This window comes from Chryseobacterium sp. RR2-3-20 (assembly GCF_017808115.1).
In the GTDB taxonomy this organism is placed as follows: Bacteria; Bacteroidota; Bacteroidia; order Flavobacteriales; family Weeksellaceae; genus Chryseobacterium; species Chryseobacterium oryzae.
Window position 1 is genome coordinate 36,865 of sequence record NZ_JADQBD010000015.1, and the last position, 16,060, is coordinate 52,924.

General features: G+C 41.0%; 16 protein-coding genes. 7 read left to right on the top strand and 9 right to left on the bottom strand.

Annotated elements, in window-relative coordinates:
• The first annotated feature begins 136 nt into the window (after positions 1 to 136).
• From IV513_RS05780 to IV513_RS05800, 5 genes are all read left to right on the top strand, one after another.
• Complete coding sequence (locus IV513_RS05780) at positions 137 to 490, top strand: helix-turn-helix domain-containing protein (protein ID WP_209389669.1); 354 nt, start codon at positions 137 to 139, stop codon at positions 488 to 490.
• 12 nt (positions 491 to 502) lie between these two features.
• The gene (locus tag IV513_RS05785; protein WP_002978404.1) at positions 503 to 811 is read left to right on the top strand and encodes a helix-turn-helix domain-containing protein; all 309 of its coding nucleotides are present in this window, start codon (positions 503 to 505) and stop codon (positions 809 to 811) included.
• A gap of 85 nt (positions 812 to 896) precedes the next feature.
• Positions 897 to 2,357: a DUF3945 domain-containing protein gene (locus tag IV513_RS05790; RefSeq protein WP_209389670.1), complete on the top strand. Its 1,461-nt coding sequence runs from the start codon at positions 897 to 899 to the stop codon at positions 2,355 to 2,357.
• A gap of 6 nt (positions 2,358 to 2,363) precedes the next feature.
• Positions 2,364 to 4,457: a type IA DNA topoisomerase gene (locus IV513_RS05795; RefSeq protein WP_209389671.1), complete on the top strand. Its 2,094-nt coding sequence runs from the start codon at positions 2,364 to 2,366 to the stop codon at positions 4,455 to 4,457.
• A complete protein-coding gene (locus IV513_RS05800) occupies positions 4,447 to 5,328 on the top strand; it encodes an ORF6N domain-containing protein (protein WP_209389672.1) in 882 nt (293 codons plus the stop codon). The genes IV513_RS05795 and IV513_RS05800 overlap by 11 nt, the downstream gene beginning before the upstream one ends.
• A 92-nt stretch (positions 5,329 to 5,420) precedes the next feature.
• On the opposite strand, the gene IV513_RS15785 is transcribed toward IV513_RS05800, so the two are convergent.
• The 9 genes from IV513_RS15785 to IV513_RS05840 all read right to left on the bottom strand — a co-directional run bounded on the left by IV513_RS15785 (position 5,421) and on the right by IV513_RS05840 (position 10,278).
• Positions 5,421 to 5,630 carry a GDCCVxC domain-containing (seleno)protein gene (locus IV513_RS15785; protein WP_078704224.1) on the bottom strand — a complete coding sequence of 70 codons (210 nt, stop codon included), beginning with the start codon at positions 5,628 to 5,630 and terminating at the stop codon, positions 5,421 to 5,423.
• Positions 5,630 to 6,232 carry a mercuric transport protein MerTP gene (gene merTP, locus IV513_RS05805; protein WP_003002375.1) on the bottom strand — a complete coding sequence of 201 codons (603 nt, stop codon included), beginning with the start codon at positions 6,230 to 6,232 and terminating at the stop codon, positions 5,630 to 5,632. Before merTP ends, IV513_RS15785 begins: the two co-directional genes overlap by 1 nt.
• Before the next feature lie 5 nt (positions 6,233 to 6,237).
• Complete coding sequence (locus tag IV513_RS05810) at positions 6,238 to 6,603, bottom strand: metalloregulator ArsR/SmtB family transcription factor (RefSeq protein WP_209389673.1); 366 nt, start codon at positions 6,601 to 6,603, stop codon at positions 6,238 to 6,240.
• 82 nt (positions 6,604 to 6,685) lie between these two features.
• A complete protein-coding gene (locus tag IV513_RS05815; protein WP_003002379.1) occupies positions 6,686 to 7,102 on the bottom strand; it encodes a VOC family protein in 417 nt (138 codons plus the stop codon).
• A gap of 87 nt (positions 7,103 to 7,189) precedes the next feature.
• A complete protein-coding gene (gene arsB / locus IV513_RS05820) occupies positions 7,190 to 8,221 on the bottom strand; it encodes an ACR3 family arsenite efflux transporter (RefSeq protein ID WP_162031334.1) in 1,032 nt (343 codons plus the stop codon).
• Positions 8,222 to 8,228: 7 nt separating this feature from the next.
• Positions 8,229 to 8,606 (bottom strand): glycine cleavage system protein GcvH, encoded by a 378-nt coding sequence (gcvH, locus tag IV513_RS05825; RefSeq protein WP_209389674.1) that lies wholly within the window; start codon positions 8,604 to 8,606, stop codon positions 8,229 to 8,231.
• A 17-nt stretch (positions 8,607 to 8,623) separates the two neighbouring features.
• Complete coding sequence (locus tag IV513_RS05830) at positions 8,624 to 9,397, bottom strand: metallophosphoesterase (protein WP_162031332.1); 774 nt, start codon at positions 9,395 to 9,397, stop codon at positions 8,624 to 8,626.
• A gap of 29 nt (positions 9,398 to 9,426) precedes the next feature.
• Positions 9,427 to 9,891, bottom strand: a complete 465-nt coding sequence (locus IV513_RS05835; RefSeq protein ID WP_162031331.1) for a DUF6428 family protein — start codon at positions 9,889 to 9,891, stop codon at positions 9,427 to 9,429.
• 57 nt (positions 9,892 to 9,948) lie between these two features.
• Positions 9,949 to 10,278 carry a helix-turn-helix transcriptional regulator gene (locus IV513_RS05840; protein WP_162031330.1) on the bottom strand — a complete coding sequence of 110 codons (330 nt, stop codon included), beginning with the start codon at positions 10,276 to 10,278 and terminating at the stop codon, positions 9,949 to 9,951.
• Positions 10,279 to 10,504: 226 nt separating this feature from the next.
• Between IV513_RS05840 and IV513_RS05845 the strand changes: the two genes are divergently transcribed.
• Positions 10,505 to 10,942: a DUF1896 domain-containing protein gene (locus tag IV513_RS05845; protein ID WP_031504389.1), complete on the top strand. Its 438-nt coding sequence runs from the start codon at positions 10,505 to 10,507 to the stop codon at positions 10,940 to 10,942.
• Positions 10,929 to 15,980: an N-6 DNA methylase gene (locus tag IV513_RS05850; RefSeq protein ID WP_245168871.1), complete on the top strand. Its 5,052-nt coding sequence runs from the start codon at positions 10,929 to 10,931 to the stop codon at positions 15,978 to 15,980. The genes IV513_RS05845 and IV513_RS05850 overlap by 14 nt, the downstream gene beginning before the upstream one ends.
• Positions 15,981 to 16,060 lie beyond the last annotated feature (80 nt).

Sequence of the window (16,060 nt, forward strand, 5' to 3'; positions counted from 1 at the left end):
CCTAAAACCCTTATTAATCAAGGATTTTACTCGTTGTAAAAATTTTCAAAAAAGTGCCAAACCAATGGGTAAGCATTGGCAGACAAACACTGCCACACTTCTGAATTTTGCCCTGTGAACATTAAACAACAGCGCAATGAATATTATAACAGTTGACGAAGAAGTGTGGAAGCACCTCAACGAACGGTTGAAAGCCATTAGCGAATATATCCTCAAACTGGAAGATACAAGCTACGATAGCTTGTGGCTCAACAATCACGAAGTCTGCCAGTATCTACACATCAGCGAAAAAACATTGTGGCGTATGCGTACCAATGGGCAGATAGCTTTTTCAAAAATGTACGGGCAATATTACTATACGATTGGTGCTATCAAGGAAATGCTAAACGCTAACGCTGTGCAAACTACCGATGAATATGTAAAGCAGCTTATGGCGAAAGGTAAAAGCTATATCGAAAAAGGCAGAAAGCTGAAATCAGGTAATCATTAAAAGCGTACACGTATGAATATTGACAAAATGGAATTTGTGGCGTGGATGGAACGCATAATGGATAGGCTTGACATTCTCGGCAACCACATAGACGATTTACAAAAGAAGCGCAACAGCATAGACGGCGAAGAATTACTCGATAATCAGGATTTATTACAAATGCTGAAAATCAGTAACCGTTCCCTGCAACGGTATCGCTCCATAGGTAAGCTCCCTTATTATACCATTAGCGGAAAACTGTATTACAAGCTATCCGATGTGCATCAGTTCATCAGGGAAAGTTTTAACCCTCCGTTACCTAAACTGGATGCCAATAAGTGACAAACGCTGCCTTTGAGTGCCACATAAAGCAAATCAGTGAAGGCTTCCTTTACATTCGATCGTGAAATTTTGAAATTTTCAGATTATGAGCGAAGAAACAACTAATAAACAGGAAATGCCCGAACAGCTTTCGGACATCTTACTCGTACTGGATAAAGAGAAAATGAAAATCCAGGCAGTAAAGAGTATAGACGAAAACGGGAAAATGGAAACCGTTGACCCCACGAAGAAAAATCAAAACCAGTTTATGCGTGTGGATAAAAGCGGTGATTTCTTTTCCAACTTCTTTTCCAATTTTTTCAGCCAGTTAAAGAACCCCACAAACTTTACTTTCTTCAAAGTGCCTGCCCCGGTTGCTGCTGAAAAAGCAGAGGAACTGCAAAAGCACGTAGATAAGCCCAGTCCACAAGGCGAAAAAGTGCTGAAAGAACACGAAGTGAAAGCAGAACCCCAACAGGATAAAAAACAAGAAAATCAAAATAATATGGCAACAGCACAAACAACAACGGAAGCAAGCGAATATCGCTACAAGCCGGAGCAGATTGATTGGGACACAATGAAAAACCTCGGATTGAGCAAAGAGTATCTTGAAAAAAGGAACCTGCTCGACCCTTTGTTACGAGGTTATAAAACCAATGAGCTTTTACCGATAGGTATCAACCTCGGGGGCTCTATCCTCCGCACGGATGCCCGCCTGTCTTTACAGCAAGCGGAAGACGGCAATGTTATCGTGGCAATACACGGTATCAAAAGAGAACCTAACCTCCACTTTGAATTTTTCGGTCACAAGTTTACGGACGAAGACAAGAAAAACCTGCTCGAAACGGGTAATATGGGGCGTGTCGTCAATTTGGTAAACTCCAAAACAGGCGACCTGATGCCGTCCATTATAAGTATTGACAGGCTGACCAATGACGTGGTTGCACTGCGCACGGAGTTTATAAAAATTCCCGATGAAATTAAGGGCGTAAAGCTGAATGACGAACAAAAACAAACGCTGATGGAGGGCAAACCACTCTATTTAGAGGGTATGATTTCCTCGAAAGGAACGGAATTTTCGGCAACGGTACAATTCAATGCGGACAAACGATACGTTGAGTTCCTGTTTGACAGAAGCAACAACAATCAGCAAGCGCAAACGAACCAACAGAATACTCAACAAAGCAATCAGCAAAGCCAACCGCAGGAAGCTCCAAGAACTTTCAGGGGTAAAGAACTGGATGATGAGCAGTACAACAAATTCAAAGCCGGACAAACCATATACGTTGAACTGAAAGACAAAAAAGACCAACCGTATAAGGGTTATATCACTTTCGACAAAGATACCGGAAAGACCAATTTTGAGTTCCCCGGTCAGTATAAAGCACGGGTAGAACCTGCTGAAACCCATAAAACGCAGACTGCCGTCAATTCGGAGGGTAAAACCAACGAAGCGACCAAGAACGTCCAAGAGCCTTTGAAGTCCGGGCAGCAAAGACCGAAAAACGAAAAGCAGCAGGAACAACAGGACAACAAACCTGCAAAATACAAAGGCAGAAAAATGTAATACAGTATGAAAACAATCATTGCAGAAAAACCAAGCGTAGCAAGGGAGATAGCCGGACTTGTGGGAGCATCCGATAAAAAGGATGGCTACCTGACAGGTAACGGCTATTTTGTTACGTGGGCATTCGGTCATTTAATAGGACTGGGAATGCCCGAAGATTACGGCATTTCGGGATTTGATAAAGCATCCCTGCCGATATTGCCCAACCCGTTTTTATTGACCGTCCGCAAGGTCAAAAAAGACAAAGGGTACACCGCCGATACTGGCGCATTAAAGCAACTGAAAGTCATTGAGCAGCTTTTTAAGCAAAGCAACAGCATCATCGTTGCTACCGATGCAGGTCGTGAGGGCGAACTCATTTTCAGGTACATTTATGAATACCTGAAATGCAACAAACCTTTTGAACGCCTTTGGATAAGTTCGCTTACCGAAAAGGCAATAAAGCAAGGCTTCAACAACCTAAAAGACGGGGCAGCATTTGACGGACTGTATCAGGCAGCGCAAGGCAGAAGCCGTGCCGACTGGCTTGTAGGCATCAATGCTACACAGGCATTGAGCATTGCCGCAGGCAACGGTATCTATTCGCTCGGAAGAGTGCAAACGCCCACACTGGCTTTGATATGTAAACGCTACCTCGATAATAAGAATTTCACGGTAAAGAAATACTGGCAGATACAATTATCGCACAACAAAGCACAGGTTGATTTCAAAAGTATTTCCGCAACCAAATGGGACGAAAAGCAGCTTGCCGATGATACCCTTAAAGCTATTCAGCGTGGCGCAACGCCTACCGTTAGCTTGGTAGAAACTAAAAGCGTTACAGAACAACCGCCCTTGCTTTTCGACCTGACAGGCTTACAAAAGGAAGCCAATAAAAGGCTGAAATTATCTGCTGAAGCAACGCTCAATATTGCACAAAGCCTGTACGAAAAGAAGTTTATCACTTACCCACGTACCGGAAGCAAATACATCCCTGAAGATATGTGGGCAGAAATTCCAACCCTTGTGCGTGCATTACAGAACCGTGAAGATTGCAAGCAAGCCCTTACCAAAATCAAATGGGGACGGTTCAACAAACGTATCGTGAATGACCTCCGTGTAACGGACCATCACGGTTTGTTGATTACGGACAAAGTGCCGTCCGTACTCAATGCAGACGAAAACAAGATTTATAATATGATTGCGCTTCGCTTGCTTGAAGCCATATCGCAAGCCTGTGTCAAAGAAATAACCGATGTATCATTACAGGTATTGCATTACGACTTTACGGCAAAAGGCTGTAAAATTCAGGAAGCGGGTTGGCGTTCCATAAAAGGAAGTTTTACCGATGACGGCGAAGAGCCAGTGCAGGAATTACCTGAACTGCATAAAGGCGACGAACTTGCCATAAAGGAAGCCGCAGTTTTGGAAAAGCAGACCAAACCACAAGTGCTTTACACCGAAGCCGGGCTTTTGTCGGCTATGGAAACCGCAGGGAAAGAAATTGAGAACGAAGAAGAACGCAAAGCCCTCAAAAATATCGGCATCGGTACTCCTGCAACAAGAGCCGCCATTATCGAAACCCTGTTTACCCGTAATTATATCCAACGGGATAAACGTTCTTTAATCCCTACGGAAAAAGGATTGCAGGTGTACGGGCTTGTAAAAGACCGGAAAATTGCAGACGTGGCAATGACTGCCGAATGGGAATTGGCGTTACAGAAAATAGAAAATAACGAAGCGGATGCCGGAACATTCCAAAAGGAAATGGAAACCTGTGCCAAATCTATTACCGATGAATTGCTACAAACCTCTATTGCAAGCACCAACCAACCCAAACTAACCTGCCCGAAATGCAAAAGTCAGCAGCTTATTATCCGTGACAAGATTGTGAAATGCCCTGATGAGGCTTGTAACTGGGTACAGTTCCGCACCGTCTGCGGTGTACAAATCAGTATCGAAAACATAACAAGCCTTGTCAATAAAGGCAAAACCTCTCTTATCAAAGGAATGACAAGCAAAGCCGGAAAGAAATTCGATGCGTACATCGTATTGAAAGAAAACGCCGAAAGTTCCTTTGAGTTTGAGAAAAATAAAAGCACAAAACGCAATGGAAAATAAACCGTCAATCGTACCCAAAGAAATCAGGAACCTGATTTATACCATCCGAGGCAAACAGGTAATGTTGGATAGTGACCTCGCTGCCTTATATCAAGTAGAAACAAAGAACCTGAACAAAGCCGTTAAAAGGAATATTGAGCGATTTCCTGTATCATTCTGCTTTCAACTGACCGAAGAGGAAGTTGAAAACTTGAGGTTCCAATTTGGAACCTCAAGTTTGAGTTACGGCGGAAGACGTTATTTGCCCTATGTTTTTACAGAACAAGGGGTCGCAATGGCTTCTGCTATACTCCGTTCAGATATAGCGGTTAAAATCAGTGTTGAAATTATGGAAGCCTTTGTAGAAATGCGAAAAATGCTTATCAGCAATGCCGCTTTGTTTCATCGTTTGGATAATATAGAGCTGAAACAATTAGAAGCCGACCAAAAATTTGAAGAGATTTTTAAGGCTTTGGAAAGCGATAAGCTCCACAGCGAAAAAGGTATCTTTTACAACGGGCAGGTTTTTGATGCCTATGCCTTTGTTTCCGATATTATCCGAAGTGCAAAAAACTCCATTATCCTATTGGATAATTATGTGGACGATACGGTGCTGACCTTATTGGGAAAACGCAATGACAATGTAACCGCCACTATCTATACCAAAAATATCGGCAATCAGTTACGGCTGGATATGCAACGGTACAACAGCCAATATCCTCCCATTGAAATAGAGATTTTTTCCGATGCTCACGACCGATTTTTGATTATTGACCATACGGAACTCTACCATATCGGAGCTTCCCTTAAAGACCTGGGCAAAAAATGGTTTGCCTTTTCGAGAATGGATATTGAAGTCGGCAGGATGCTCCAAATCTTAAATAATGAATAAAAAACCTCTGATAATTCGGAGGTTTTTCGCTAAATAGGTTATACTCACAAATTTAGACAAGTAGCTTTCTAAAGTAAATTATTAAGCTTCTCTTATTTACAACAGCTATTTCCTGCTTGTATTGGCGGGCATTTTACAGTACCATAACTGCAATACACACAACAATCCCCCTGTAATGGTTTTAATCTTGTTTTGCAATTTTCACATTCATAAAAATACTGGCAAGCATCTGTTGGCATTGTTTCCTCTTTTTTGTGTCCACAGTTTGGGCAAGTTATTATTGATTTTAATTTAATTTCCATTATGATATAACTTTACTTTTTAGTGATTTATAACCTGTCGAATTGATAGCTTTTTCGATTTCGGCAATACTTGTTTGCTTGTTGTCAAACTTAACAATAGCGTTGCCTTTCTCATAGGAAACGACAACTTCGATAATTCCTTTTAGTTTGCTAATCTCTGTTTTAATATGATGTTCACAACCTGAACAAGTCATCCCTTTGATTGTAAACTCAACTTTCTGGATTTTGGAAGTTTGGGTAATAATTGCTTTACTTTCGGTCTTTGGAAAAAAGATGTGGGCATAAAGGGGAAATGACAAAAGTAAAGCCGCCATAACAGTAATAATTCCTAAAAATGATTTTGTTTGCATAAAATTCGGTTTTTCATTTATTTCACATTCACAGTCAATTTGCTTTTTGGGTTTCAACTTTTGAAACCAAGCAAAACCAAGCACTAAAATTGTCAAGCCAATAAAATATGGTCGGAAAGGTTCGAGCCAAGAAAAGGTTGAAGCAATCCCGCTTGTCCCTGCTATTAGAGCTAAAACAGGCGTAATGCAACATAATGACGCAGCAATTGCTGTAAAAAGTCCAGTGCCGATTAGTTTGTTGTCCGTTTTCATATAGTTTATAAAATTTTATTATCATCAAGTATTTCAAAAAATGGGGTCAACATTTTTTCATACTCTTTTGTCAATGAATAAAAAATAGTTTGTGCTTTTCTTTCCGTTTCAATTAGTCTACGGTCTTTGAGCTTTCGTAAATGTTGAGAAATTGCAGAAATTGTCATACCGAGAATATCGCTTAAATCACAAGCACATAGTCGTTTTTCTTCATAAATCAGAAACAGGATTTTCAGTCTTACATTGTTTCCCGCCAATTCAAGTCCATTCGACAAATAGTCAAACGAACCGTGAAGTTCTGAAACTCGTTCTTTACAGCGATTGATTTGTTTAATGTCCGCCTGTTGTCTTATACAAGAAGTACTATCCATGTTGCAAATATAGTTAATTTGCTTATTTAAGCAATTGCTAAAATACAAAAAGTTAAAACCGGCTTGGTTGAACTGTTTGTTCCTACTGTATATTTTCGTAAAAGGTTAGTAAATTTCCGTATAAGTCCAAAGTTGCAAATTCTCTTGTGTCGTAGTAAGTGGTTTCTATTTCGGTTTTTTCATTGTGTAATACTTCCTTTTCTTTTAGTTCTTTATACAGTTCGTCAATGCCTTTTATTTCAATCCGGCAACTGTGTGTACCTGCCAAAAAACTTTCCGCTCCGCTACTAATCGGTTTGAGAAATAAAAAAATACTTTTCCATTTCCAGCTATAATTACAGGAAGCCCATAAATGTAAGTCTATACCATTCCTAATTAATATTGCAAAGGTTTCTTCCATATGTCTGCAATCAAAGCCCAATCGGGCTTTATAAAAGGCAACTGCTTTTTCAATATCCCGAACAGGAAATGCAGGTATGGTCTTTATTAGTTTTATCATTTTCGCGATATTATTTTAATTATTGAACCTTATATTTTTTGTACATCTGTTGAAATCATATTGCCATTTCATAACTTTTGCTTGTTTCTAACTGTAATACTTCTTCTTTAACCATAAACTTGCACGTACTAATAGAATTAGTACCGGAACTTCTACCAACGGTCCTATAACGCCTACAAACGCTTGTGGGGAATGAATACCGAAAACGGCTATTGCTACCGCTATTGCCAATTCAAAGTTGTTTCCTGTGGCTGTAAATGCGATTGAGGCGTTTTTGTCGTAAGGAACTTTAAGGGATTTGTTGATAAAGAAGCTGACGAAAAACATCAGTACAAAATAGATGATTAACGGTATAGCTACTTTTACCACATCCATTGGCAGTTCTAATATTTTATCTCCTTTCAGACTGAACATTAATACTATAGTAAAAAGTAAAGCATATAATGTAATGGGCGATATTCGGGGTACAAATTTCCTGTTATACCATTCTATACCTTTTGATTTTACCATTGCGTAACGGCTTATAAAACCTGCTAAGAAAGGAATGCCTAAGTATATCAATACGCTTTCTGTAACATCTTTCATTGATACGCTTACATTGAAATTTGCCAATCCTAATTTGCTTGGTAATACATTGATGAACAGCCAAACTAAGAAGCTGTAACTTATTATCTGAAAAACACTGTTTAACGCCACTAACATAGCTGTATATTCTCTGTTTGCTTTAGCTAAGTCACACCATACGATTACCATTGCAATACATCTTGCCAAACCTATCAATATCAAACCTGTCATATAATCGGGTTCATTGCGTAAAAACAAAACGGCTAACCCGAACATCAATATTGTACCGATAACCCAATTGAGCAATAAGGATATACCGATTACTTTTTTATCCTTAAATGCTTGGGGCAATAATGAATAATCCACTTTTGCCAATGGCGGGTACATCATCAGTATCAGACCTATTGCCAATGGAATGTTTGTAGTGCCTACGGATAGGCTGTCCGTAATTTTTGAGATACCCGGAAAGAAATGCCCCAACCCTATACCTGTTGCCATTGCAAGGAATATCCATAAGGTTAAGTATCTGTCTAAGAATTTTAGTTTTGGTTGCATAGCTTGGCTAATTTGTAAGTTCTTTATATTGGTTTGATGTCAATAAATTTTCTAATTCTGTAATGTCTTTGATTTCAATTTTTATCAGCCAACCATCTTTATAAGGGTTGTCATTGATAAGTGTAGGTGCTTTCAATAGTAGTTCGTTTGTTTCAATGATTTTACCCGATACAGGCATAAATAAATCGCTGACCGTTTTAACCGCTTCAACAGAGCCAAATACTTCGTCCTGCTGAAAACTATATCCAACATTCGGTAAGTCTGCATATACGATTTCTCCCAATTCACTTTGTGCAAATTCTGTTATACCTATTGTACCTGTATTGCCCTGTACGCTTATCCACGTATGTTCTTTTGAATATTTTAAATCGTTTGGAAATTCCATTTTTCTGATTTTTTAGATTAATAACCTCTCCTTAAATTTTCTGCGTATTCGTTGGGTAATGGGCTTTCTTCAACTGCTTTTGCGGCTTTTTCAATATCATAATCAAAGCGTATAAATTCTACACTGATACTGTCTTTATCCAATACAGAACTATCTTCATTGATTATAAGCATTACATAACCACCTCTTACATCGCTATCTTTCGGCTTTCCTACCGAACCTATATTTATGGCATGTCTGAAATGATTTTGTCCGTCAATGTCCGAATTTAAAATACGGTGGTATGGCTTGTGCGTATGCCCAAAACACATTATGTCTGCATCAGCTTGTTCCATTATCCTAAGCATACTTTTTTCTTCCCTGTCCTCAAATAAGTATTCATTTATCTTTCTTGGGCTACCGTGTACTAATAATAAATTGAGTTTGTCCTCGTTCAACTGAAATTCTACTTTGATATGTGCCGGAAGTGTACGCAAATAGGCTCTTTCCTCATCTTTCATAATAGAGTTGGTAAAGGAAATAGATACGCTGCCGTTGCCTTTTTCACTATCTGTTTTGTACGCACATCCGCAATCATTGCTCATACGTCCGATGCCAAAATCATAATTTCCTGCAATGGTTGGTATTTTCCTTTTACGGATTTCGTTTACTACTTCGTTTGCCCAAATGTTATATCCTACCAAATCGCCTAAGCAATAAATACTGTCGGGGTTTCTTTTTTCTACATCTTCAAAGAATGCTTCTAATGCAGGTAGATTGGCGTGAATGTCGCTGAATAATGCAATTTTCATTTTATTGATTTTTTATATGATAGTTTAGGTTAACAACATCCCGAATTAGGCGTACAGCAAGCATCTTTTAATTCTGCCAAGTTTACTTTTTGTTTTTCCGCAGGAATGCCGCAGGCATCACTCGCCAGGCAAGCGGTTTGTTTGTTCTTTAATACAAAATGGTTTCCGTTAAAATCCAAATCATATTTACCAATCGTTTCGCTTTGGTATTCTACCTCTATCTCGGCATCTTCGATACCCAGTTTTTCTTCAGATAGTTTGATGATGTTTAATAGTTTGGTTGGTTTTAACCTATGTTCAAAGTCGTTAGCATTCCATAATTGGAAATTGACAACTTTTTCTTTTCTAATCGTTCCACCACAATCAATAAAGTGTTTGGTAATAACGCCTACCTCTGTAACGTGAAAATGTTCCGGTACAAATGTTCCGTTCTCTAATTGAAATTCAACATTATCTAATGCTGGTAAGATTTCTTTGATGTTTGATAGTTTCATTGTTTTTTATTTAATTGCTATATTGCTTTATTACGATTGATACATTTAAAAAAATGCTTAACAGCATTTATCAACCCCTACATTATCTACAAAGAACATATTGAGTTCATTTTTTAGCTTCTGCCAAACATTTTCATCAATGCAGTAACATACACTGGTTCCCTCGATACTTCCTTTGATGATGCCAATGCTTTTCAGTTCTTTCAAATGTTGTGAAATGGTAGCCTGTGCCAATCCTAATTCTTCCACCAAGTCATTACAAATACAAGCATTCTGTTTAATGATGTATTGTAGGATAGCTATACGGGCAGGATGAGCCAATGCCTTTAAAGAGGTTGCCAAGTTGTTTTGCTGCTCTGTAAATATTTCAGTTTTTGTTACGCCCATAATACACTTAATTTTACATCGCAATATTACGATAAATATTTAAACCACAAAAATAGTTTGTGAAAAAACATATATCCAAGCACCAATTCTGTACAAATTATCATTTCAAATTTCTATTGTAAATAGCCAAATCCCGCCACTCAACGCCAAACCCTACCACATTCTCAAAGGCATTCGCTCCCGCATCTAATTTTAGAATTTAAGTAAAATTCTAAACAAATAAAGTATGGATGTACAGCAAAAAGACCTGTCGTATTTCAGATTACGACTGCAAGAATTATTAAACAGCAGCTTTCCCGAAAAGGCACACGACCAAAAATTTATTGACCAACGGTCTTCGTGGGCTGCCAATGCTTATGAGGGTGCTTTCCGTTCGGGAAACGCCGTTGAGCAATGCGACGAAATAGCCAATTACATACTTTTTGAGGGCTTGCACTTCTCCAAGTTCGACACGGTTTTCAAAGTGGTATGCAATGAGTTTGATACCATAATGGCAGACGAGGAACTGCGACTGTTCGCCCTGAAAATGTTCCCTGTATGTGAGCCTGTTTTCGCAGGATACAAATTAACCGATGATTTCGCCTATGGGTATGAGTTTGATGTACTCTACACCGAACTGACTGGAACCATCTCAATATGGATTGAGGAAAATGGGCTTCAGTAAACGGTTTCATCTCCAACAGAATATTGATGCCCTGCGAATTGTTTTTAAACTGGAAAAGGAGAAACGGCAAGCCACCGTAGGCGAAAGACTGCTAATGATGCGATACAACGGATTTGGCGGTCTTAAATTCGTTCTGAACCCCATAGAAAACGAAATAGATATCAATCATTGGAGAAAAACAGAACACGACCTTTTTCCACTCACGCAGGAACTCCACCAACTACTCAAAGAAAATTCCCAAGACGATAAGCAATACCGCAGGTATGTGGACAGTATGAAAAGTTCCGTACTGACGGCTTTTTATACACCGCCAAAGGTTATAGATGCCATTTCATCTGCCTTGCGGGATAATGGTCTGCACATTGATAAATTCCTCGAACCCTCCGCAGGTATCGGTTCATTCATCCAATCCTTTTCGGAAAATCAGAAAGCAAGTGTTACCGCTTATGAAAAGGACTTGCTTACAGGCAAGATTTTAAAGCAGCTTTACCCCGATAGCAATATCCGTATAAACGGTTTTGAAGAAATCCCCGAAAGGGAACAAAACAGCTATGATATAATTGCCAGTAATATCCCTTTTGGCGATACTTCCGTATTCGATTTATCCTTTTCCCGAAGCAGGGACGATGCCAAAGTACAGGCTGCCCGAAGCATACACAATTACTTTTTTCTGAAAGGTGCTGATATGCTCCGTGAGGGTGGTTTGTTGGCTTACATCACTTCGCAGGGCATTCTGAATAGCCCTAAGAACGAACCCATACGCAGGGCGTTGATGCAGGATAATAATTTGGTTTCGGTTGTAAGACTGCCCAACAATCTGTTTACCGAATATGCAGGTACGGAAGTGGGCAGCGACCTGATTATCCTGCAAAAAAATACGGCAAAACAAAATCTGACCGACAGGGAAGATCTGTTTTGCCAAAGCAAGCCAACCGAATACAATACGCCGGGCAATGCGCTCTTTCAGGACGGTACAAGAATTATCCATACCGACCAAAAATTAGATACCGACCCATACGGTCAACCTGCCTTAATCTATACGCATAAAGACGGTGTTGAGGGTATTGCCAAAGATTTGAAACAAATGCTTTCCGAAGATTTAGGGAACCATCTGAATTTGAATTTATACAAAGGCGAACGCAATGATGAGCCTATGATACAAATTCCGATTGAACCAAAGGTTACACCTTCGGTCATAGACCCTGCAATCGTTCAGCAAAAACCGCAGCTTATAACCACTCCGGTAGTCCATCAGGAAAGCCCACAGGAACTAAAACAACTAAGCATTTTTGACCTGTTTGAAAGTGCGGGTGAGCCTGTAATGGTGCTTGCTCCACCTAAAAGAACTACCCAAAACAAAAGGCAAAGTAGTAATAAAAGAAGAGGCACAATAGGTCGTCAACCCGACCTGTTCAGCAGTGCCAGGCAGCAACCTTATACACCGCTAAAATCCAATGGTGCTACCAATGGAAAAAGCCAAGTAAACAGCAAAAAACAGGAAGCCATCGGCGACCTGTTTTCACAAATAAACGGCAATGGCCAGTCTGATAAGACTGCCATTCCCGTTACCGATATTAACACCGTTCCTGAACCTGCTCCGTATAGCGGCGAACTGCAATTATTCCACCGGAATGATTGCCTTGTGGTGGATAACGGTTGGGTCGGCTATTTGCAAGAGGTGGATAAGGAAGACAAAAAAGCTATCTTTCATCCATTGCAATTGCCGTCGGCACAGAAAGCAAGAGCCGAAGCCTACATAGCCGTAAGGGACAGTTATATCAACCTGTACCAAAAAGAAGCTGAAAAACAGACCGAACACAGGGAAGAACGGGAAACCCTGAACCTGCTGTACGATGCCTTTACCAAAAAATACGGCAATCTCAATACTGCCGACAATGCCAAGCTGATAAAAACAGACAGTGCAGGTAAAGAAATCCCCTATCTGGAGCGTGTCATTGGCGGCATAATCCATAAAGCGGATATTTTCAGCCGTCCCGTTAGCTTTTCTACCATTACGTTAGCAACCGACAATCCCGAAGAGGCTTTAGCTGCCTCCCTGAACAAATACGGAAATGTGGATTTGGACTTTATGTCCGAAATCAGCAGCCTGCCTGCCGATACCCTGAAAGAAGCCCTGCACGGGCGGTTGTTCTACAATCCGCTACAACAGGAATATGAAATAGCCGAACGTTGGATTGCAGGCAACGTGGTGGAGAAAGCAGATGAAGTAAGAGCCTATCTCGAAAACTATCCCGATGATACCGAAGCCAAAGAAAGCCTTACCGCTTTAGAGGAAGCCCGACCAAAACGTATCGAATTTGAGGAACTGGATTTTAACCTCGGCGAACGGTGGATACCTACCGGAATTTATGCCCGTTTCGCTTCGCATTTGTTCGATGCGGATGTACTGGTTCATTACTCCGAAAGCTCCGACGACTTTTCCGTAAAGTGTCATCAGGGCAATATGCACATTTGGGAAAAATATGCGGTCAAAGCGGAAAGCCGCACGTTTGACGGTATTGCCCTGCTTAAACACGCCCTTGTCAATACCACGCCTGATATTACCAAAAAAGTAATGGTTGGCGACCAAGAGGTTAAAGTACGGGATATGGAAGCCATACAAATGGCGAACACCAAGATTGACGAAATCCGTACCGCCTTTACCGACTGGCTACACGCACAGAACGATGAGTTTAAAAACAGGCTGACCGACCAGTACAACGATACCTTTAATTGTTTCGTTCGCCCAAACTATGACGGAAGCCATCAGGAATTTCCGGGATTAGACCGCAAGGGAGCAGGCATTGAAGACCTGTATTCAAGTCAAAAGGACACCGTTTGGATGATAAAGCTGAACAACGGTGCTATCTGCGACCACGAAGTAGGCGCAGGAAAAACGCTGATAATGTGTACCGCAGCGCAGGAAATGAAGCGTTTGGGATTAGCCCATAAGCCGATGATTATCGGGCTGAAAGCAAATATACCTGCCATTGCCGAAGACTACCGTAAAGCCTATCCACGCGCCAAAATCCTTTATCCGGGTATTGATGATTTTACGCCGAAAAAACGCCTGCGGATTTTCGGGGATATTAAAAATAATGATTGGGATTGCGTGATACTTACGCACGACCAGTTCGGAATGATACCGCAATCGCCCGAAATACAAAAGGAAATCCTCGAAATAGAACTGGACAGCGTAGAGCGCAATCTCGATGCCCTGAAATCGCAGGGCAAGGAAGTGACAAGGGGAATGCTCGCCGGGGTAATCAAGCGGAAAGAAAATCTTGAAGTAAAGCTGAAAACGCTGCAACACGATATTGAAAACCGTAAGGATGATATTGTGGACTTTAAGATGATGGGCATAGACCATTTGTTTGTGGACGAAAGCCACCAGTTCAAAAACCTGATGTTCAACACCCGTCATACACGGGTTGCCGGACTGGGTAAGGTGGACGGCAGCCAAAAGGCTTTGAACCTGCTCTTTGCAATCCGCACCATTCAGGAACGGACAAATGCGGATATGGGAGCAACCTTTCTTTCGGGTACAACTATCAGCAACTCATTAACCGAACTGTACCTGCTGTTCAAATACCTGCGGCCAAGAGCATTGGAAAAACAGGGTATTCATTCCTTTGATGCGTGGGCAGCTATCTATGCACGGAAAACGACCGATTATGAATTTTCGGTAGCTAACAATATTGTAGCAAAAGAGCGTTTCCGCTACTTTATCAAAGTGCCGGAACTGGCACAGTTCTATTCTGAAATCACGGATTACAGAACGGCTAAGGATATTGGTATTGACCGCCCCACTAAGAACGAGGTATTGTACAACATACCGCCAACGCCCGACCAAGATGCCTTTATCCAAAGCCTGATGCAGTTTGCCAAAACGGGCGATGCTACTTTGCTCGGTAGAGAACCATTATCGCAAAGGGAAGAAAAAGCAAAGATGCTCATTGCGACGGACTATGCCCGTAAGATGTCGCTCGATATGCGTATGGTAAGTGGTATATACGACGACCATCCCGACAACAAGGCTTCGCATTGTGCGGTAAATATCGCCAAGTATTACAACCAGTTCAACGCACAGAAAGGAACGCAGTTCGTTTTCTCGGATTTAGGAACCTATAAGCCCGGCGAATGGAACGTGTACTCCGAAATAAAACGCAAACTCGTGGAAGACCACGGCATACCTGCGCACGAAGTAAGGTTTATTCAGGAAGCGAAAAATGATAAGCAACGTAAGGAACTTATCAACGGAATGAACGAGGGCAAAATCCGTGTACTGTTCGGTTCTACAAGTATGCTCGGAACTGGCGTAAACGCACAGAAAAGAGCTGTTGCCGTTCATCATTTAGATACACCGTGGCGACCGTCTGACCTTGCCCAAAGGGACGGGCGGGCAATCAGAAAAGGCAATGAGATTGCCAAATTCTTTGCCGATAATAAAGTGGCTGTGATTATCTATGCAGTTGAAAAATCGTTGGACAGTTACAAATTCAACATGCTGTATAATAAGCAGCTTTTCATCGACCAGTTAAAGACTAACAACCTGACCAAAAGAACGATTGACGAGGGAAGTATGGACGAAAAATCGGGAATGAACTTTTCGGAATATGTGGCAATCCTGTCAGGAAATACAGACCTGTTGGATAAAGCCAAACTGGAAAAACAGATTGCCGGACTGGAAAGCGAAAAGCAGGCGTTCAACCGCTCTAAATCCAGTGCCAAATTTAAGGTACAGGATTATATGGAAATGTTGCAAAGCACTCAATCCCGTTTGAGCCGGATGAGTACCGACTGGGAAAACTTACAGCAACGCCTGCAAAAGCGTTCGGACGGTACAATCGAAAACCCTGTGCTGTTAGATGGCTTGCCGCCCAATGCAAATCCGAAACAAATAGGCGCAAAACTGAACGAGATTGCGAACAAAGCCCGCACGGCAGGCGACTATCGTGAAATAGGCAACCTCTACGGGTTTCAATTATTGGTTAAAACAGAACTTCCAAAGGATAATTCAACCCAAATTCCGCAATAGAAAAAAAAGAGTATTTTAGTATTCTAATATCCAACTGCGTAGCAGTAGAAAAAAATAAGCGATGAAATTCGATCTATCCT